The 18,988-nt window shown below is 57.7% G+C and carries 18 protein-coding genes; 4 read left to right on the forward strand and 14 right to left on the reverse strand.

From position 1 onward, the window contains the following. Window positions 1-547: 547 nt before the first annotated feature. From MUU53_RS07720 to MUU53_RS07780, 13 genes are all read right to left on the reverse strand, one after another. A complete protein-coding gene (locus MUU53_RS07720; protein ID WP_247260387.1) occupies window positions 548-1,951 on the reverse strand; it encodes an FAD-dependent oxidoreductase in 1,404 nt (467 codons plus the stop codon). Window positions 1,952-1,975: 24 nt separating this feature from the next. Next, window positions 1,976-2,869: an isocitrate lyase/PEP mutase family protein gene (locus MUU53_RS07725; protein WP_247260388.1), complete on the reverse strand. Its 894-nt coding sequence runs from the start codon at window positions 2,867-2,869 to the stop codon at window positions 1,976-1,978. A gap of 65 nt (window positions 2,870-2,934) precedes the next feature. Then, entirely contained in the window at window positions 2,935-3,636 is a 702-nt protein-coding gene (locus tag MUU53_RS07730) for an ABC transporter ATP-binding protein (RefSeq protein ID WP_062556681.1), read from the reverse strand. After that, entirely contained in the window at window positions 3,629-4,369 is a 741-nt protein-coding gene (locus MUU53_RS07735; RefSeq protein ID WP_247260389.1) for an ABC transporter ATP-binding protein, read from the reverse strand. The genes MUU53_RS07730 and MUU53_RS07735 overlap by 8 nt, the downstream gene beginning before the upstream one ends. After that, window positions 4,362-5,342, reverse strand: a complete 981-nt coding sequence (locus MUU53_RS07740) for a branched-chain amino acid ABC transporter permease (RefSeq protein WP_247260390.1) — start codon at window positions 5,340-5,342, stop codon at window positions 4,362-4,364. The genes MUU53_RS07735 and MUU53_RS07740 overlap by 8 nt, the downstream gene beginning before the upstream one ends. Next, window positions 5,342-6,208 (reverse strand): branched-chain amino acid ABC transporter permease, encoded by an 867-nt coding sequence (locus MUU53_RS07745; RefSeq protein WP_247260391.1) that lies wholly within the window; start codon window positions 6,206-6,208, stop codon window positions 5,342-5,344. The genes MUU53_RS07740 and MUU53_RS07745 overlap by 1 nt, the downstream gene beginning before the upstream one ends. A 68-nt stretch (window positions 6,209-6,276) precedes the next feature. Beyond that, the gene (locus MUU53_RS07750) at window positions 6,277-7,494 is read right to left on the reverse strand and encodes an ABC transporter substrate-binding protein (protein WP_247260392.1); all 1,218 of its coding nucleotides are present in this window, start codon (window positions 7,492-7,494) and stop codon (window positions 6,277-6,279) included. Window positions 7,495-7,550: 56 nt separating this feature from the next. Further along, complete coding sequence (gene leuD, locus MUU53_RS07755; protein WP_247260393.1) at window positions 7,551-8,165, reverse strand: 3-isopropylmalate dehydratase small subunit; 615 nt, start codon at window positions 8,163-8,165, stop codon at window positions 7,551-7,553. Between the two features lie 10 nt (window positions 8,166-8,175). After that, the gene (gene leuC, locus MUU53_RS07760; protein ID WP_247260394.1) at window positions 8,176-9,582 is read right to left on the reverse strand and encodes a 3-isopropylmalate dehydratase large subunit; all 1,407 of its coding nucleotides are present in this window, start codon (window positions 9,580-9,582) and stop codon (window positions 8,176-8,178) included. A 63-nt stretch (window positions 9,583-9,645) separates the two neighbouring features. Beyond that, on the reverse strand, window positions 9,646-10,578 hold the full coding sequence (locus MUU53_RS07765; RefSeq protein ID WP_247260395.1) for a polysaccharide deacetylase family protein: 933 nt from the start codon (window positions 10,576-10,578) through the stop codon (window positions 9,646-9,648). After that, the gene (locus tag MUU53_RS07770) at window positions 10,578-11,549 is read right to left on the reverse strand and encodes a polysaccharide deacetylase family protein (RefSeq protein WP_247260396.1); all 972 of its coding nucleotides are present in this window, start codon (window positions 11,547-11,549) and stop codon (window positions 10,578-10,580) included. The genes MUU53_RS07765 and MUU53_RS07770 overlap by 1 nt, the downstream gene beginning before the upstream one ends. 1 nt (window position 11,550) lies before the next feature. Continuing rightward, the gene (locus tag MUU53_RS07775; protein WP_247260397.1) at window positions 11,551-12,228 is read right to left on the reverse strand and encodes an isochorismatase family protein; all 678 of its coding nucleotides are present in this window, start codon (window positions 12,226-12,228) and stop codon (window positions 11,551-11,553) included. A gap of 660 nt (window positions 12,229-12,888) precedes the next feature. Next, window positions 12,889-14,832, reverse strand: a complete 1,944-nt coding sequence (locus tag MUU53_RS07780; protein WP_247260398.1) for a methyl-accepting chemotaxis protein — start codon at window positions 14,830-14,832, stop codon at window positions 12,889-12,891. Between the two features lie 805 nt (window positions 14,833-15,637). Here MUU53_RS07780 and MUU53_RS07785 point away from each other — a divergent pair. Continuing rightward, window positions 15,638-16,498, forward strand: coding sequence for a DUF1989 domain-containing protein (locus MUU53_RS07785; RefSeq protein ID WP_247260399.1), 861 nt, complete (start codon window positions 15,638-15,640; stop codon window positions 16,496-16,498). Window positions 16,499-16,575: 77 nt separating this feature from the next. Further along, window positions 16,576-17,079 (forward strand): hypothetical protein, encoded by a 504-nt coding sequence (locus MUU53_RS07790; RefSeq protein ID WP_247260400.1) that lies wholly within the window; start codon window positions 16,576-16,578, stop codon window positions 17,077-17,079. Between the two features lie 16 nt (window positions 17,080-17,095). On the opposite strand, the gene phnF is transcribed toward MUU53_RS07790, so the two are convergent. Beyond that, window positions 17,096-17,833, reverse strand: a complete 738-nt coding sequence (phnF, locus tag MUU53_RS07795) for a phosphonate metabolism transcriptional regulator PhnF (RefSeq protein ID WP_247260495.1) — start codon at window positions 17,831-17,833, stop codon at window positions 17,096-17,098. A gap of 79 nt (window positions 17,834-17,912) precedes the next feature. Between phnF and phnG the strand changes: the two genes are divergently transcribed. Both phnG and phnH read left to right on the forward strand, forming a co-directional pair. Beyond that, window positions 17,913-18,383 carry a phosphonate C-P lyase system protein PhnG gene (gene phnG / locus MUU53_RS07800; protein ID WP_377307339.1) on the forward strand — a complete coding sequence of 157 codons (471 nt, stop codon included), beginning with the start codon at window positions 17,913-17,915 and terminating at the stop codon, window positions 18,381-18,383. Next, entirely contained in the window at window positions 18,383-18,988 is a 606-nt protein-coding gene (gene phnH / locus MUU53_RS07805) for a phosphonate C-P lyase system protein PhnH (RefSeq protein ID WP_247260401.1), read from the forward strand. The genes phnG and phnH overlap by 1 nt, the downstream gene beginning before the upstream one ends.

Here is an 18,988-nt window from a genome sequence, read left to right on the forward strand (position 1 = left end):
GCCAACTTCATGGGATTCGTCAAACTCGCAGCCATCGCCATCTGGCTCAAATAGCTAAATCGTCACTACCGCCTAGAGCACTTCCGGTAAACTCGGGGTCATTCTGACGGAGCGATTTTGTGACGAGATCAGGCCGAGACACGAAGGGCATATCCTTTGATACTGTCGAGTGGCTCGGCGCCGGTATCGGCGCAAAAGCGCCCGTCCCACCGATCGCTTCGCTTCGCTCTGGCGAAGCGGCAAAGGCGATCGGCAGGTTTGTCCGTGTGCGCGTTTGCCAAAGGCAAACGGCGCGGCGGGGTTTCCGATTGGCGGACGCCCGACGGCGAACCGGTCTTGCCCGATGCGGGAGCATCGAACTTCACCCGTTTCACCACCGGATCGCATGCGCCAATCGAGAAACAGAACTGACCCGGAGTTTGCCGGAAGTGCTCTAGAACTCGAATGAGCGGCGCAACGGAGCGCTGAATCGTTTCACAAAATCTCTCCCGATATCCGTCGGAAGCGTATCCGCAACGTGGTTATTGTTGTGTAGAGTTTGTCGCCGTTATTGGCTTTCCAACACGATACCTGCTGCGCTGATGCCAGCCAATCTGCCAAATGCGGTCGCACTCAACAGGCCGTTGCCGGACAGATAGCCGTAGTTGGAATGGCCAGACACGCCACGGGCCGCACCACCACCCGCCATCAGGTTCGGAAGCGGCGTTCCGTCCTCGCGTAGCACTCTGGCCTCCGCATCAATGACCAGCCCACCCTGGGTGTGGAACAAGGCACCGTTCACCTTGACGGCGTAGTAGGGCGGCTTGAGCAGTTGCTCCTGCGAGAAATTCCGCCCGAAGCGATCCGGCTCACCCGTCTGCGCGGCGAGTTCAACCGCCTCCAGCTCAGCCGCGACCGCCTCGAGGGGAAGACCGGTCACGGCGGCCAGCTCTTCCACGCTGTTGGCGGTCTTGACCACGCCCAGCTTGCGCAATTCCCGATAGTCGTGGAAGCCCATGGCGGCCTCCTCGCCGCCGGAACCGTATATATCCCAAGCCACATTCCCTGGCTGGGATGCCACTTCCGCCGCATTTTCCGAATAGCCGCGCATTTCGTTCGAGAAGCGGCGACCTTCCAGATTGAGCAGGATTCCGCCTTTGGTGATGACAGCCCAGGTCAGCGGCAGACCATGCGGATGGGCCACAGAACCGTGGCCCTGATAGGCGCCCATATCGGCCAGTCCCGCACCAAGTGCTTCGCCCCATTTCACGGCATCCCCGGTGTTGGAAAGGTGGCCGCAGCATTCCGCATCCGCAATCTCTGGAATGTATCGGCGAACCATTTCAGCATCGCCTGCAAAGCCGCAGCAGGCCAGAACCAGCGCCTTGCAGCCCAGCATTTCTTGCGCGCCGTTAGGTCTGCGGAAACGAACGCCGGCCACGCGGCCAGCGGTATCGACATACAGATCTTCGACAGAGGCCCCGGTGATGAGATCGATGCCCGCATTGGAAACGGCAGAAAGCAGGTTCTGCTCAAGATCCGCACCTGTACGGCTTTTCGGCCCGTGCATGCGCAGGCGCGAATGGCCGGGATAGAGAAAGCCTCTCACCAGCTCGAACTCGACCTGATGCTTCTCCATCAGCCAGTCGATCATTGGCCCCGCCGCCCTGGCTGCCGCCAGCGCTTGATCGTAAGGCGTGTGATCGTGCGTCTTGGCGACGAGATCCTGCGCGAAGAGTTCCGGACTGTCCTCGATACCGGCCTCTTTCTGCAGCCTGGTGCAGGGTGCCGGAATGAGACCTGCCGAAAGCGAGGTGGAGCCGGTCGGGTTCTCATCCCGCTCCAGAACCAGGACCTCCTGCCCCTCATCATGAGCGGCAAGGGCCGCCACCAGCCCGCAAGCCCCTGCCCCGACGACGACGACTGGAACTTCGAAATCGAACTCAACGCCTTCAGCGGAAAGTACGGCCATGATCATTCTCCTCCGCTTATCGTATCAGTAGGTCGTTCGGTTTTCTTCCGGCGTGCCGTACCGCGCTTCCAGCTCCTGAATTTCCGGCATGCGGGCCATGTCGAAGAACTCCTTGAAGTTCATGACATTAGGCGCGATCGAAGCGATCGTTTCCTCGGTCTTCAGCACTTCCAGCGTCTTGCGGGCAGCTTCGCAGGCCGAAAGCAAAAGCCAGTTCGGATAGATGATCAGCTTGAACCCAAGCGCTTCGATTTCAGAGCGGGTCAGGAACGGCGTCTTGCCCGAGGTCGCCATGTTGTAGAGCAGCGGAATACCTGGGAAGCGCGGCGCGATGTGCGGAAGATCGTCCGGGCCGGGGCTTTCAACGAAGATCACGTCGGCTCCAGCCTCGCGGTACATCTCGGCGCGGTCGAAAGCGGCGTTTCGTCCATGAAGTGCCAGCGCGTCAGTGCGGGCAATCACGACGAAATTTTCGTCGATGCGCGCATCGACGGCAGCCTTCACTTTGGCGACCATGTCCTCCGCAGAGATCAATTGCTTGCCCGCCAGATGGCCGCAACGTTTCGGCAGCACCTGATCTTCCAGATGCACGGCTGCGACGCCGCCACGCTCATAAAGCTGGATGGCGCGACGCACATTTAGAGGCCCGCCGAAACCGTTATCGGCATCAGCAATCAGTGGAACATCTGAAGCATCGGCGATGCGGGTCGCGTTATCCACCATCTCGGTCATGGTCAGCAGACCGACATCAGGATAACCGAGCCGCGTGGCAGACGTTCCAGCGCCAGTCATATACATGGCCTGAAAGCCAGCTTCCGATACAAGACGCGCATACATGGCATCGACCACGCCAGGGGCCATGAGGGCTCGTTCGCCTGCGAGAGCCTGTCGCAGGCGTTGGGTCCGGGTAAGAGACATCGTATTCTCCGTTTCTCCGTAAAATCAGAAGGTTCCGGCCAAGCTTTAAGAGGCCGGAACCCCGTTCACATTCCGAGATAGGCCTGACGCAGCTGCGGATCGGCCAGTAGTTTGGCGGCCTCCCCCTGCATCACGAACCGGCCTTGCTCGATCACATAGGCACGTTTTGCGACCGTCAGCGATTGCATGACGTTCTGCTCGACCAGCAAAACCGCAACGCCTTCGGCATTGATCTTGGTAATCAGCCCGAACATTTCCTCGACCATCAGCGGGGACAGTCCGAGTGACGGTTCGTCCAGGATGATAAGTTCCGGCTCGGACATCATGCCGCGCCCGATAGCCAGCATCTGCTGCTCACCACCGGAAAGCGTGCCTGCCAACTGATCCAGGCGCTCTTTAAGGCGTGGGAAGATCGCGCAGATATGCTCGAAATTCTTCTTCACATTGCCGGAAGCTCGACGGAATGCACCGAGCTTCAGGTTTTCTGCGACCGAGAGGTTCGGAAAAATCTTGCGGCCTTCCGGTACATGGGCAATGCCCATCGAAACCACGTCGCGCGGCTTTTTGCCGGTCAGCGTCACGCCCTTGAAGGAAACGCTGCCCGCCGTCGGGCGAATGAAGCCGGAAATGACATTGTTCAACGTCGTCTTGCCGACACCGTTGGAACCGAGAAGCGCGACGATCTCGCCCGCTTCCACCCGCATGTCGATGCCCTGAAGAACGGACATCGAGCCGTAACCAGCCTTGATGCCGGAGATCTCAAGCATGATTTTCCTCCTGCAGGCGTGCGGCGGCGCCATGGCCGAGATAGGCTTCCACGACGGATGGATCTCGCACCAGTTCACGTGGCGGACCGTGGGCAATCATCTTGCCCTGGTTCAGTACATAGGCCGTTTCAGCAAGGCTCATCACCGCCTGCATGACATGTTCAATCATCAGGAACGTATGCCCCTCGTCGCGGATCTGACGGATGATGCCGACGATCTCGGTGATCTCAGAGGGAATGAGCCCTGCCATGACCTCGTCCAGAAGCAGAAGCTTCGACCCTGTCGCCAGCGCGCGTGCCAGTTCCAGACGCTTGCGGCCTGCTATGGTCAGCGAGGACGCGGGCCGATCCAGCATCGCGCCCATGCCCAGACGTTTGCCCACATCGCGTGCCACAGACATGGCTTCGTTACGATTGTGGTGGTGGAGATAGGCTCCGACCGCAATGTTTTCCTGCACCGTCAAACCGGCAAAGGGCTGCACGATCTGGAATGTGCGGATCATGCCGAGTGCACAGATGCGGTGCGGCGGCAGGCCGGTGATATCCTGGCCCTTGAAGCGCACAGAGCCTTCATCGGCCTTGGTGAAGCCTGCAATCATGGTGAAGCAGGTCGTCTTGCCCGCACCGTTCGGTCCCAGCAGACCGACAATCGAACCTTCCTGAACATCCAGCGAGGCATCGGTGACGGCCTTCAGGCCGCCGAAGCTCTTCGAGAGATTGCGAACCTCAAGCATCTTCTGCCTCCTTTTTCTTCGTGAAGGCACCAAATTTTCCTGCAAGTCCGACCAGACCCTGCGGCAGGAAGCGCAGTGCACAGATGAGCACCACCGCATAAAGCACGAAGTTCAGACCCGGTGCGTTTGGCAACAGGTGCTTTGCGCCTTCGCCCAGCAGATGCAGACCAAGCGTTCCCAGCAGCGGACCCCAGACGGTACCAGCGCCGCCGATGATCGGGCCAATCAGCGCTTCAACGGAAATCGCGCTGCCATAGACAACCGTGCTGTCGATGAACAGCCAGAGCTGAAGATAAAGGACGCCCGCCAGACCACCAAAGGCACCCGAGATGGCCATGGCCTGCACCTTGATGCGGTAGGTATCGATCCCCAGAGCGCGCGCTGCATCTTCATTTTCGCGCACGGCGATGAGATAGGCCCCGAAGCGGGAATATTTGATGAGGGCGGTCAATATCATCACGACGGCGACGACCACCAGCAAGGCGGTGTAAACGACAGTGCGATCGGCAAATTGCAGGTTGGCAAGACCGGGGGCGAGCTTCAGCTGAAGGCCACTGCCGCCGCCGGTAAATTCGAAGGATGATGCGCAGATACGCAGCACTTCTGCGAAAGCCAGGGTGACGAGTGCGAAATAGGAGCCGCGGAGACCATAGCGGAACGCCAGAGCCCCAATGAAGGCACCCATGGCGGCACCAGCCAGAATGCCAGCGGCAAAGCCGACCCAGGCATTCACGCCATACTTCACCTGAAGGATTGCCGAGGCATAGGCACCCGTGCCGTAAAGCGCCGCATGACCGAAGGAGGAAAGACCTCCGAAGCCGCCGGTAATGTTCCATGACATGGCCACGACGGCGATGATCAAGGCATTGATGGTGAAGCCCATCCAGACCGGAGATGAGGCGAAATAGACGCCAATGAGATAGGCGACAGCGGCGGCGGCAAGCGCCAGCTGGCCGATGGATTGGGATTTCATCAACGCGCCCTCCCCAGAAGACCTGACGGTTTGAACAGAAGGATGAGGATGAAGGCGAGGAAGATGCCGATCTGGCCAAGGCTTTCACCGAGAAACAGGCCGCAAAGGGATTCGATGACACCCAGCAACAGACCTGCAATCAGCGCACCGGGCAAACTGCCCATGCCACCCAGAACAACCGTGGTGAAGGCAACGAGTACGAAGGTATAGCCAACCTGTGGCGTGATGTAGAAGGTCGGCAGCAGCAGGCAGGCGGCAAGCGCCACGCAGGCCGTGCCAATGCCGAAGCAGATGGCATAGGTATGGTTCACATCAATGCCGACGAGTTCAGCGCCACGCTTTTCGATTGCAACCGCGCGAATGGCCGAGCCGGTTTTCGTGTATGCCATGAAGCACCATAGCAGCGGTGCGACAGCAATAGCTGCGCAGAACGCAATCACACGACCAAGAGGCAGGAATGCACCCAGGATCTCAACTGTGTCATAAGCATAGGCAATGTCAGCGGTGCGGGTGTTGGAGGTCCAGAAGTAGAGGGCCAGATTGTCGATGATCATCGAAATCGCGAGCGTAATCAGCAGAACATTCTGCTCGGAGCCGCTGCTCATCGGCGCAATCAATCCACGTTGCAGCGCATAGCCCAGTGCGAAGAAGGCTGGCAGTACGATCGGTATCGCCAGATAGGGATCGATGCCCAGATGATACCAAAGAAAATAAACCGCATAGAGCGCCAGCATCAGCAGGCTTCCATGCGCAAAATTGATGATGTGGAGCACGCCGTAAATGAGGGTCAGGCCCAGCGCCACCAGCGCATAGACTGCTCCCATCATCAGGCCGCTCAACACAGCGGGAAAGATCAGACTCGACATCAGGGCTCGCCTCTCCGTCTCAGGAAGAACGCCTCCGGCCAATGCTGTTGACCGGAGGCGGGATCACATCACTTCTTCGCCGGGATCGGGAAGACGGCTTCTGCGCTTGCATACTGCTTCGGGAAGACGAGCTCGATCTTCTCGCCGCGGATCTGCGTGTTGACCGGCTGCGAGTTCACGTTATCGCCGTTGACGAACTTCGTCGGGCCATAAGGCATGATCGACTTGTCGAATGTCGAGGCAGAGAGCGCTTCGATCATCTTCTGGCGATCATCCGTAGCGGCGCGCTCGAGTGCATCGGCAATGACCTGGATGGTGGCGTAGGACACCATGACGTCATAGGTCAGGTCGAGCTTGGCCTCTGCCACCTTGGCAGCCAGTGCCTTGGACTCGTCCTTTGTCGGATCGTACCAATGGTTGCAGTCCATCACATACTGGGCGACTTCATTGTTCTCGCGAACAAACTTGATGTTGGATGCCGCGCCACCGAGGATCGAATAGATTGCCTTCAGCTCGACACGCTGCTGATTGAGCGCACGCGCCATCAAAGTGTATTCGTTCAGGTAGTTGGACGGGATCAGAATGTCGGCCTTCGACGCCTTCACGCGCAGCGCGATGTTGGAGAAATCGCGCTGTGGGGTTGGGTGCGAAATGGTTTCCACAACCTGGATGCCCTGCTTTGGAAGCTGTTCGGTCAGGATCTTCGCCATGTTCGAACCGAAAGGTCCGTCTTCATGAACGATGGCAGCAGTCTTCACCGGATTGCCTGCGCCCTGGTTGAGCAGCTTCAGGTTTTCAAGCGCCACACTCGTGCACTTGTTCACACCCGGCGTGAAACGGAATACGTTTGGTAGGCCGCGAGATACGACGGTTTCAGCCGTACCGATCGAGAAGACCTGAGCAAGATTGTATTTCGCAGCAGCCTGGGATGAGGCAAGACCGAGAGCGGAGGCTGTTGCACCGGTGAAAGCGCAGGCTCCTGCCTGAACAAGCGTATCAACGCCGGAGGCTGCGGCTTCCGGACGGCTCTGCGCATCCACGACGACCAGTTCGATCTTGCGGCCACCCATGCTCTTGATACCGCCGGCAGCGTTGATTGCTTCTGCGGCAAACTTTGCGCCGGCAGCACTCTGGGTGCCGTTATAGGCAAGGTTGCCCGTCAACGGCTCGATCACGCCAACCTTGATGGTGGATGTTTGTGCACGCAGGATGGAAGGTGCGGCAAGGCCTGCAACCAGTGCGCCGGATACCTTCAACAGGTCGCGGCGATCAATCTTGTAGCTCATCTTTTTATGCTCCCAGTTTTTTTTATGACGGCGAAAGTTACCTGCTGATCCGCCCGTCAACGGGCCAGCCAGGCATGCGAAGCCATTCGTTCTGTCTCGAACGCCTTGATTTTTTCCATGTAGGTGAAGGTCATCTCGATCTCGTCGAGACCCTGCAAAATGCATTCCCGTGCAAAAGCATCTATGACGATGGGATGACGGCGCAGATTGCCCGGCAGAACGAGTTGAGCATTCTCAAGATCAACCGTCACTTCGGCATCAGGAAAGCGCGCGAGATAATCCGCCAGACCGTCGCATTGTTCAGCAGACAGGCGAACCGGCACCAGCCCGTTCTTCAGCGCGTTATTGAAAAAGATGTCACCAAAGCTCGGTCCAATCACCGCACGAATGCCATGGTCCACCAGCGCGTAGACCGCACCCTCTCTCGACGATCCGCAGCCGAAATTATCCTCGACCAGAAGAATGGTCGAACGCTCGGCACCTTCCCTATTCAATGGAAAGGCTGGATCGAGTTCACCCGCCTCATCGCGCCTGATGTCGTGAAACAGGAATTGACCATATCCCTGCGCACGGTCTGCTTTCAGAAAACGGCCGGGGATGATCTGGTCCGTATCGCAATTCACGCCGGGGACGGCGACAACGGTAGATGTCTCTTTCGTAAAAGCCTTCATCACCATCTCCTCACACCCGCCGAACATCGGTCAGACAGCCTGTAATGGCTGCCGCCGCCGCCATTGCAGGGCTGACGAGATGCGTGCGTGCGCCCGGTCCCTGTCGACCCACGAAATTGCGGTTGGAGGTGGAGGCACAGCGCTCGCCGGGTCCAACCACATCGCCATTCATGGCAGCGCACATGGAACAGCCGGAATCGCGCCATTCGAAGCCTGCCTCGCGGAAAATCGCTGCGATGCCTTCTGCCTCAGCCTGTTCCTTCACCTGGGTTGAACCAGGAACAACGATCGCCTGAATCTTCGCCTTGCGCCCCTTGAGGATGGCAGCTGCCGCACGCAGGTCCTCGATCCGGCTGTTGGTGCAGGAGCCGATAAACACCTTGTCGAGCTTCAGGCCGGAAAGCTCTGTTCCCGGTGCAAGCTCCATATATTCCAAAGACTTGGTCGCGGCCTTGCGTTTGTCCGCATTGTCGAAGGTGGATGGATCCGGCACGCGGCCCTCAATGGATACCGCATCTTCCGGGCTCGTGCCCCAGGTCACCATCGGCGCAATATCAGCGCCTTCGAGCACAACTTCCCGATCGAACACCGCATCGGCATCGCTCACCAGCTGACGCCAGTGGTTGACTGCTGCGTCCCACTCCTGCTCGTTCGGCGCAAAGTTGCGCCCACGCACATAGGCGAACGTCGTCTCATCCGGTGCCACCATGCCGAAGCGGGCTGCCGCCTCGATGGACATGTTGCAGAGCGTCAGCCGCCCTTCAATAGACATGTCCCGGACGACCTGTCCTGCGAATTCTATGGCATGACCGCCAGCACCGGCAGCACCAATCTTGGCAATCAGCGCCAGCATCACGTCCTTTGCGGTAACGCCCTGCCCCAGTGTCCCATTGATCGTGACCCGCATGGTTTTCGGACGCAGCTGCCAGACGGTCTGCGTGGCAAGTACATGCGCGTTTTCGGACTGGCCGATGCCGAAGGCAATCGCACCCAGTGCCCCTTGCGTCGACGTATGGCTATCGGAGCAGACTATGGTCAGGCCGGGAAGCGTTATGCCCTGTTCCGGTGCAACCACATGCACGATACCCTGCGACCGGCTGGAGAGACCGAAGTGGCGAACGCCGCCCCATTCCATGTTCTCGTCGAACGTATCGATCATACGCGCAATGGCTGGGCTGGCAGCATCCTTGGAGGTGCGGCCAAGCGTCGGGACATAGTGATCCGCCACGCCGAAAATCTGCTTGGGCCGGCGTGGCTTCAATCCACGCCGCTTCAGGTCGGCAAACGCGTGGAAGCTGCCTTCATGGATCATGTCCCGGTCGATATAGAGCAATGAGGGGCCGGAGGGATGACGCAATATCTCATGCTCATCCCAGATTTTGGCCAGCATTGTTCGTGGTGCATTCATATGCGCCATGTTCAGATCTTTCGGTTCTTTATCGTAGCTCCAGACCGGGCGTTGCCATCCGCGCCTGAGCGGTCAGGCCGGCTGACCAGCCTTCATGAAAGCGGCACAGATTTCGCCAGCCGGCGCGTTCCACACGCCTTCGTGCGAGAGAATGTAATCAAGCACTTCCCGCAGATATTCGACGCGGTAGGGCATGCCGGAAACCCAGCTGTGGATCGGCAGGCTCATCACACGACCGCCGTAATCGGCACTTTCGCGATAGAGCACATCAAAGCGATCCTTGACCTGCTGAACCCAATCCGCTTCGGACTGGAAGTATTCGTCCGCGACCACCCGGTCGTCGGTTTCATATGCCATCGGCATGGCAATCAGCACGCCGTTCTTCGTACGCATCTGGTAAGGCAGATCGTCGTTCGCCCAATCGAGGCCATAGGTCACGCCGTTCTTCGCCAGCAGATCCGGCGTATTGAACCCTTGCGCGCGGCCCGGAGAAAGCCAGCCTTCAACCTTCTGGCCGCTGGCTTGTCGCAACAGGCCAAGCGCTTCGGCGATGATGGCGTTTTCGTCCTCTTCAGATAGACCGGAATGGTGCACCTTGCCCATATCGAGCCCGTGGGCGACCACCTCGTGCCCGCCTTCAACCACTGCATCCAGCAGCGCCGGATAGCGGCTTGCGATAATGCCATTGATGGCGAAGCTTGCCTTCAATCCCTTCTCGCCCAGCAGCCTCAGAATGCGGAAGATGCCGACGCGATTGCCATAATCGCGGTTGGTGTAATAGCGGAAATCCGGATAGGGCATCGAAAGCGCGCCCGGAGCCTTGAACGGCTTCGAGGGCATATCGAGCGGGAAGTGCTGCACATGCGTGACAATGGAAAGCGCAATCCGGGCACCATTCGGCCAGACAACGGGAGCACGCTGAAACAGGTCGCTCCAGTCGTAACGGTCGTGATCCATGCCATAGTGGCGCTCAGGATATTTCAGATAATCCTCGGGCATCGACATCAGCGTGTCTCCTTCCCAGCACTTTTTGGCCCAGCATCTTTTGGCCCAGCATTATACGCAGCGATCGCTGCGCTCATCGCGTCATATGCTCCGGTGGAGTGATAGGCGGCTGCAATCTCGCGACCCGTCGTCTGCCAGACACCGTCGTGACCTGCGATATATTCGATAGCTTCGGCAAAGGCGTCGATACGATGCGGCTGACCAACGAGATAAGGATGCAGCGGAATGCACATGACAGTGCCGCTCTCATCGCCTTCCTTATAGAGTTGGTCGAACTGCCGCTTGATGATTTCGCCATAGTGGCGCGGCGTGACCTTTTGCGTGTTATAGACGATCACGTCATTCATCTCGAGCGAATAGGGCATCGAGATCAGCTTGCCAGACTTCACCTTGACCGGCATCGGCTGGTCATCGTGGAACATGTCGCAGGTGTACTGAATGCCCGCCTCGGACAGGATATCCATGGTCCAGAAATTGTTGGAAAGCGCCGGTGAAAGCCAGCCCGCCAGTTCCTGCCCCGTATGCTTGCGCACAGTATCGAAAGCATCACGGATGATTTCCCGCTCTTGCTCGATATCGAGATTGTAGACATAGCGGGTGTTGTAAATGCCGTGGGAGAAAAACTCCCAGCCGCGATCGGCGCAGGCCTTGATGATTTCCGGATGGTGATCGCAGAGCGCCACGTTCAGAGAGACGGACCCACGGAAACCGGCGCGATCCATCGCCGCCATCATCCGCTGCCAGCCCGCACGGTTGCCATAGTCGCGGTGCGAATACTGCAGCACATCCGGGTTGGGCCGCGCCCAGGGCGTGCGGGTCGGATTGTTCGGTGGGTTATACTCGTAGAATTCGATGTTCGGGGCGATCCACACCGCGATCTTCTTGTTGCCCGGCCAGACGATCTTCGGGCGGTTTGGCCACGGAAGATAATCATAGAGCCCAAGATCGGATTTCATTGGTTCGGCAGACATATCAGCGCGCCTCCGGCTGATAGGCCTCGTACCAGGCAATGGCATCCGCTACCGGGATCACGTCGCCGTATTTGATCGCGATATCATAAAGGTTGGCGAAGTGCGGGCTTTCATGCTTGTCGGCGACGCATTCTTCCGGAACGATAACGCGATAGCCACGGGAAATGGCATCCACCACGCAAGCACGCACGCAGCCAGATGTTGAGCCACCCGTCAGCACCACCGTGTCGCACTGGTGCCAGACCATCAGCGACTGCAAATTGGTTTCGTGGAAAGGAGAGGCCATGCGCTTGTTGATGATGATGTCCTTGACATGATCGATCTTCAGACGCGGATCGAACTCTGCGCGACGCGAGCCAACCTTGATGTTCTGCAGAGAGTCCGGCGTATTTGTCCGGGTGCCCCACACGCCGCAGTCCTCGCCGGACTCCATATAGGCAACATAGGTCCAGGTGACCGGCAAACCCTTTTCCCGCGCCAGACCAGAAAGTGTATTCACATAGTCCAACTGCCTGGGATCAGTCTCATAGGCCGTTACGAACTCGCCGAGGCTGGTATAGGCGCATTGCAGATCTATGTTGATCAGCATCGGCTTTTTTCCAAACCCGAACCGCTTGCGCGTAGGGTTGGCCTTGGCCTGCTCATACAGTTGACGAGCGGTAAGCGACGACAATTCCATTTGGGCCTCCTGCATTTCATGCGCCGTCCGCATCATTGCCCATTCGGGCTTATCCCCAACGGATTGGCCTTTCATCAATTCCTATTGTTATCACGTTATATCATTTGTAAAGTCTGTTTTGAGTTGCTGATGTCGCGTTCTTCGGAGTTGCTCCCGCTGGTGCAATTGCTAAAGGAAAAGCTTCGCTTTGCCGCCCATTTCAGCAGGCAGGCACCTAGAAGGAGAAGCAAAAAGGATTACGCTTTCACCATGTCCACCACTTGGCGATGACCAGTGACCCAATTCGGTCGAAGACTTGCGTTCAGGTTTTGCCGGGCATTTGAACGCCTACCGAACCATGGCACACAATGCCGCACTTTTGTGGGCGTGCGCTCCGTTGCGCCAGCATCCGGTCAAGGAAGTCCGCTGGGGCCTCAGCGTTCCGATGTAGTCCTTCTTCGCACGGGCCACCGCCTCGGCTCGGATTACGAATGGGCGCATAAGCGGCGATGGCGCGCTGCAAAGATCCGCTGCTCAGAGCTCAGACGACAAGGGTACCAATTTGATTGCCAAAGGCCCACGGTCAAGAAGGAACCAGCAGCCAAGCGAGGAACAAGTTGAGATGCCCGCCTCAGCACGGGCACCGGAGGTACTGTCTACTGGTACGACCACTGTCCCCAGTCAGAACTCTTCCCAGCTTTCTGCTGCCGCGGACGCACCAACGCCAACCCCGACAGCGCCAGCAACCTTAGCAAGCATACGACGGGCCGGTGAGACAATTGGCTTGTGATTTGACTTGGCAGCCACTGGCCTGCCCAGGTCCGCCTCGCCGTTAACACCGATGCGGAAATCGGAGATGATGTCGCGCAGACGCTGAACTTCGCTGGCGAGAGATGCGCTGGCTGCGGTGGACTCTTCGACCATCGCCGCGTTTTGTTGCGTAACTTGGTCCATCTGGTTGACGGCTGAATTGACCTCAGCCAGACCAGTAGACTGCTCCCTTGCTGAGGTTGCGATTGCATCAAGTTGACTATTGATCGTGACGACATGTTCCTCGATGATCTTCAAAGCATGGCCGGTTTCTTCCACCAGCTTAACGCCTGTGCTGACCTCCTCGACTGAATTGCGGATAAGATCCTTAATCTCCTTGGCGGCCTGTGCCGACCTTTGGGCGAGTTCGCGGACTTCCTGAGCAACCACGGCAAAGCCCTTGCCCGCTTCGCCGGCACGTGCGGCTTCGACACCGGCATTCAAGGCCAAAAGGTTGGTCTGAAACGCAATCTCGTCGATGACCCCGATTATGCTGGAAATCTGGTTCGACGACTGCTCGATACGCTGCATAGCGGTGACCGCATTTTGGACCACCTCTCCGGAACGGCGCGCCGATTTGTTGGCCTCAATAGCGACATGACGCGCTTCCTCCGTGCGCTGCGAAGAATTTGCCACATTTGTTGTAATCTGGTCGAGTGCAGCCGCTGTTTCCTCAAGCGATGCGGCCTGCTGTTCGGTGCGTTTGGAAAGATCTTCAGCACTATGGCTGATTTCACGGGCACCACTGTCGATAGAACCTGTCGCATGGGCCACTGACGACAGACTCGCAGCCAACTGGTCGACTGTCGCGTTGAAATCCGAACGCAAGGCTTCAAAGTCTCTGGCAAAGGGCTCAGTCAGACGAAAAGTAAGATCACCACTGGAAAGGTGCTTCAGGCCTTCGGCAAGCCCCGATGTTGCCTGCGCCATTTCCTTGGCACGCTGGCTTTCCTGCTCGGCGATCCGTAGGCGCTCCGCCTCGCTAACAGACCTTGTTCTGGCGGCTTCCTCTTCGAGCGCAAGGGCACGCAGACTATTGTCCTTGAACACCTGGACGGCCTTTGCCATCGCCCCTAGCTCATCGCGTCGGTCCGTACCGTCAACATTTGCGCTGAGATCGCCATTGGCAAGGACATTCATGGTCGCGCAGGTCCGCTGGATTGGCCGAACCAGCCAAACACGAATTGCAAGGAAGCCAGCGAAGAGAACTATGATCAGACCAATCACAACCGCCGCCGAAGTGGTTGATACGGTATTGCTGGCTTGAGCGGAAAGCTCATCGCTTTCCGTCGCGGCGGCATCAACCATTTCGGCGGTGATCGCTTGGAGCTTCGGTGCAATCGCTGCGAAAGCTGGCTGACACTGAGTTAAAAAAAGCTGCTGAGAGGCCACCACATCCGCCTCAGAGGTCGCGTTGCGTGCTGCAGCAATGGTCGCGCCGCATGTACTATTGATAACCTGAAGGCCTTCCTGCTTGAGTTGGGGAATTTCCGGGCGCTGGGGTATCGCTGCGGCTACACGGTCCATAAACTCAACGAAGTCGGTTGTAGCCGCTTCGATATCCTTCGCGGAGTGCTCGTTTAAGTCTGCCGAACGCGACATCAAAAGGTCACCAATGGAGGCCCGCACTGCCTGCAAAGACCGATTGGAGCGTGCAAGATTGATGGCTGCGGTCGACTCGTCGTCTAGAAGCGCACTGTAGCTTTCGTCGATCCTTGAAATCTGTTGTCCTGAGTAAAGCGCCATCCCCACGGTGAATAGGCCAAAGCAGGCCATGATGATGAGGAACTTTCCAAAGATTGATACGTGTTTCACGTTGCACTCCCGCAAGAAGCTTGTTTTTCGCTAGCGCGTGTCGCGAGCTTTCAGATTCGCACCTGACGCTTTATCTCTTTGTTTCGTCGCATGTCGTTACCGCAAAACCGCTGCACACTTTTGCGTGGACCATGCTTCAAGAGATGCCACGGGCAAATCATTCGCCGGGCATTCCGACTATCGAGCAGACCAAGATTACTTCTTGGCCGCAGCCTGCTAACAGAGCCGCGTTTGGTATGTTTCTTTCAACGGTCGGAATCTATGGGATTAATATTTAACTTTAGTTAATTAGTATATTAACACGAAATAGTGATCCTGTGCTGTGTGAATCTTCAGGAACAGATATCCTCAGCTGGACGCGTGAAGTTGTGCCGCTATTCAAACACAATCTAAAATACTACTGACCTGAGGCATCAGAACAACGCGGAGAGACTTTCCATGTCGCACCTGCTCATCAGTAGCTACTACGATCACAAGCTGATGACCTTGCAGCAGCTGGCCGGATGGTCGGCGAATTCTGGATGTCGATGGGCGGCCCTGCTCTCGCCGTCGTGACTGTAAAAGCGCGTCTACCTGGCAGCTCTTCCTCATTTGCTGGATGAGCGCCCTTTCGTTCAGGGCATGTGTCTTCAGAAGAAATCTTTGCAACGGTCGCGCAGCGCCTTGTTTCCACGCTTGAAAGTAGAACGCACAAAGATCAGCGAGGAGTCGCCTTGCCGGAAGATGTGATAGCGACCTAATGTAACCTCCAACGTGCGTGCTGCGCCGTAAGACCGCGCATCGCCATGACCGAGAGGAGACATTCGTGAAGCCAAAGGCAGCCCACCCAGCGCCAACCGACGCACTCCAGCGCAAATCGGTCAAACCGGTCGTCTGCTATCCGACAGACACGCTTCCCCGCCCGAATATAAGCACCTACCAGGCACTGCGCGGTGACCTCGAACTCATCGAAACGGTTGTAATCCCCCCGCGTGAAGCCAAGACGTGGGAAGTTCCGGCCGGTCACTTCTGCCGCATGGTCTGCACGGAAGGGCCGCAGGTCGGCGATCTCAACCTGTTCAATTTGCGTGATCTTTCAGAGCGTTTCTATAGCGGGAAGACACGCGCGCTGAACGGCACACATGTCGGCGTCGGCGATCAGCTTTTCTCAAGCTTTCCCTATCTGCGGCCGATCGCAACCATTACCTACGATACGCTGGACTGGTATGGCTTCGATGAATTCGGCGGTTCCGTGCATGATGTGATCGGAACGCGTTGCGATCCCTATTCGCACAATTTGCTGAGTCATGGCGGGCATTATCACCACTGCTGCCATTCCAACCTGACGCGTGCTCTGGCGGAGAAAACCGGGCTATCCATTGGGGAAGCTGAACCGCACGTGCATGACGTTCTGAACGTTTTCATGTGTACTGGCTTCACCCGCGATACCGGCCAATATTTCATGAAGGCGAGCCCCGTGCGTCCAGGAGACTATCTGGAATTCTTCGCAGAGATCGATCTGCTCGGATGCATGTCGGCTTGCCCCGGCGGCGATTGCTCGTCTGAACATTCGTCGGATACCGCTGCCTGTTACCCAATGATCGTTGAAATCTATCGCCCACGCGAGGCACCAGCCGGATGGAAGAGTCCGGCTCTCAACGGTTATGACCGCAGCCACGGGGCATGATTTGATTTTCACGTATCCTGCTGAAGGATGCCATGATAGGAGCGGCTCGTTCTGGAACAAAACGGGCCGCTTGGACTATGACACCTGCCTTCTACGCCGATTACATCGCAGACCTTCAATCTTTGCTGGGGCAAGTCGATGTTTCAGCGGATGATTTGCAGACATTTGATGTGCACATCGAACTGGCGGCTGCTGGAAGCCTGATCGTTTATGAAAGCAAGCGGCGCAAAGGTTTGACGGACAGCCTGTTTTACGGTCGCCCCAAGGGCAGCGCTTCGAACCAGAAGATTTCGAAGGAAACGGCTTTCAATGCAGTGAGCCGCTTTTTCTCGCTTGGCCAGTTTTTGGCTTTGACTGACAAGGCATCGGATACACTTCGGCTCAGTGACGAGTTTCCGCACTGCGCCGTCAGAATCTCCTATCGCAGGAAGGGCAGTCCGAAGGCTCAATCCATGGTCATGATTTTCATTGGCTTCAACGACGAAGCTGATGCACTGGCCTATGCCAAGTCCATCGATTCGCCGGAAATGCTGATCGCTGACCGTCCCTATAACGGCAAGCGTATCTACGAATGGAAGTAGCCGCTTTCAGGCTTTTTCAGAATCGGATGCTGAACTGAACGCGATCCGCCGGAAACCGGGTGATGGAATACTGAATCGGTTGATCGGCGAGATCGGTGTTCAGGGATCTGGTCACCAGCATGATAGCACCTGGCGTAAGCCCCAGAAAATCGAGATCCTCCTGATCGGCATGGACGGCGGAAACCTCAGTCGATTTGCGCAGATAATCCGTAACGCCAAAATCCAGAAATGCTTTGGTGATCGATTGTTTGCGCCTGAAAGCGTCCGCAAACCCTGCGAACCGCTGACCCGGCAACCAGGTGGTGGAGCGGCCCACCGCCTGTCCGTCAGCGCTGCGGCGCGTTTCCAGCCGGCAAACATCTGCACCGACCGATAAGCCAAGATAGGTCGCCACTTCGGCATCCGCTTGTTCCATGCATTCCCGCAGGAGTTCGCCGCTGAATTGCTGTGCCTGATCCGCCAGCCCCGCCGTGAAGCGCGTGCGCGGACTAATGGGGAAGTCAAAGCGATCTTTGCGGGCAATGCGGGTGCCCTTCCCCTTTTCCACCAGCAGCAAGCCCTCGTCTGATAGCGCCGCAATCGCTGCGCGGACGGTGTGGCGGTTGACGCTAAATTCCGTCGCCAACTGCATTTCAGACGGCAGCGCGCCAGTTTGATCGTAGGTGCCCGCCGAAACATTTGCGCGAATACGATCCGCGATCTGTCGCCAGATGGCGACCCCCTTCTGACGCTGCAACATGCCCACCCCTGTCATATGCGTGTCACGCACAGGTTCTAAAACTCTGATCAGTTGTCTAGATGTCTAGATAACTAGACAAGTGGAGTCAAGCGCTGTGATCGAAACCGCAGAAACTCATCCCTCCGGTCAGTTGGATGCCAAGCGCGCTCTGGCGCTGCTGGCCCGCGCCGACCATCAGACTTTGAAGCAAGTCTGGGACGGCCTTTCGGCGAAACCGCATTTTCGCAAAATTCGCGGCCCGGAAGTCGGGCTTGTTATGGTCAAGGGTCGCATTGGCGGCGGTGGCGACCCGTTCAATCTGGGCGAGGCAACCGTTTGCCGCGCATCAATCGAGACGGATGCTGGCGTGGTTGGCCATAGCTATCGACTGGGAACAGACAAGGCAGCAGCAGAACTCGGTGCTGTTCTGCACGCTCTTTGGCAAAGCGACGAGTACCGCCAGCATATCGAGAGCACGCTTCTGAGCCCGATCGAACAGCGTGCTGAAGCGGAAGCCCGCACCCGCAGCCAGCAAACGGCGGCCACGAAGGTCGATTTCTTTACAATGGTGAGAGGCGAAGACTGATGGTCGCAACCGCAACTCTTATTCCCGGATTTGCAGATCCGGTTTTCGACGCCCAAAGCAGTTTTCGCGCAGCCATGGATGCCTTGTCGCGTCCCGGTACTATCCAGCAAATAGGCTGCCCGCTGACCCCGCCGAAAGGCCTCAGCGCCGCGTCTGCAGCCCTGATGCTGACGCTTTGCGATTACGATACGCCTGTCTATCTGTCCGCTGCGTTGGCACAGGGTGCCGTTCCCGGCTGGCTCGGTTTTCATGCCGGAGCCAAGGTCACGAGTGACAAATCCAACTCCGCCTTCGCCTTCTTCGACAAGAGCAGCCCCCTGCCTGCGTTCAGCCAGTTTTCTCAGGGCACGCAGGATTATCCGGACCGCTCTACGACGATTGTTCTCGAAGTTGCCAGTCTCGAGGGCGGCGCACGGCTTTCGCTCTCCGGCCCCGGCATCAAGGGCGCGAACGAGATTTCGCCGGTCGGACTGCCTGCCACTTTTCTCGATCAATGGCGCGCCAACCGCGCGCTGTTTCCACGCGGCATTGACCTGATCCTGACCTGCGGCAACCGTCTGATCGGCCTGCCACGCACGGTCAATATCAAGGCTCTGGAGGTCTGA

This window comes from Affinirhizobium lemnae (assembly GCF_022968395.1).
GTDB lineage: Bacteria > Pseudomonadota > Alphaproteobacteria > Rhizobiales > Rhizobiaceae > Neorhizobium > Neorhizobium lemnae.

Bases quoted from the DNA above. Each gene is read 5' to 3' on its own strand.
- MUU53_RS07720 (WP_247260387.1), bottom strand. From the start codon at position 1,951: ATGGCCGTACTTTCCGCTGAAGGCGTTGAGTTCGATTTCGAAGTTCCA.
- MUU53_RS07725 (WP_247260388.1), bottom strand. From the start codon at position 2,869: ATGTCTCTTACCCGGACCCAACGCCTGCGACAGGCTCTCGCAGGCGAA.
- MUU53_RS07730 (WP_062556681.1), bottom strand. From the start codon at position 3,636: ATGCTTGAGATCTCCGGCATCAAGGCTGGTTACGGCTCGATGTCCGTT.
- MUU53_RS07735 (WP_247260389.1), bottom strand. From the start codon at position 4,369: ATGCTTGAGGTTCGCAATCTCTCGAAGAGCTTCGGCGGCCTGAAGGCC.
- MUU53_RS07740 (WP_247260390.1), bottom strand. From the start codon at position 5,342: ATGAAATCCCAATCCATCGGCCAGCTGGCGCTTGCCGCCGCCGCTGTC.
- MUU53_RS07745 (WP_247260391.1), bottom strand. From the start codon at position 6,208: ATGTCGAGTCTGATCTTTCCCGCTGTGTTGAGCGGCCTGATGATGGGA.
- MUU53_RS07750 (WP_247260392.1), bottom strand. From the start codon at position 7,494: ATGAGCTACAAGATTGATCGCCGCGACCTGTTGAAGGTATCCGGCGCA.
- leuD (WP_247260393.1), bottom strand. From the start codon at position 8,165: ATGAAGGCTTTTACGAAAGAGACATCTACCGTTGTCGCCGTCCCCGGC.
- leuC (WP_247260394.1), bottom strand. From the start codon at position 9,582: ATGGCGCATATGAATGCACCACGAACAATGCTGGCCAAAATCTGGGAT.
- MUU53_RS07765 (WP_247260395.1), bottom strand. From the start codon at position 10,578: ATGTCGATGCCCGAGGATTATCTGAAATATCCTGAGCGCCACTATGGC.
- MUU53_RS07770 (WP_247260396.1), bottom strand. From the start codon at position 11,549: ATGTCTGCCGAACCAATGAAATCCGATCTTGGGCTCTATGATTATCTT.
- MUU53_RS07775 (WP_247260397.1), bottom strand. From the start codon at position 12,228: ATGGAATTGTCGTCGCTTACCGCTCGTCAACTGTATGAGCAGGCCAAG.
- MUU53_RS07790 (WP_247260400.1), top strand. From the start codon at position 16,576: ATGACACCTGCCTTCTACGCCGATTACATCGCAGACCTTCAATCTTTG.
- phnF (WP_247260495.1), bottom strand. From the start codon at position 17,833: ATGACAGGGGTGGGCATGTTGCAGCGTCAGAAGGGGGTCGCCATCTGG.
- phnH (WP_247260401.1), top strand. From the start codon at position 18,383: ATGGTCGCAACCGCAACTCTTATTCCCGGATTTGCAGATCCGGTTTTC.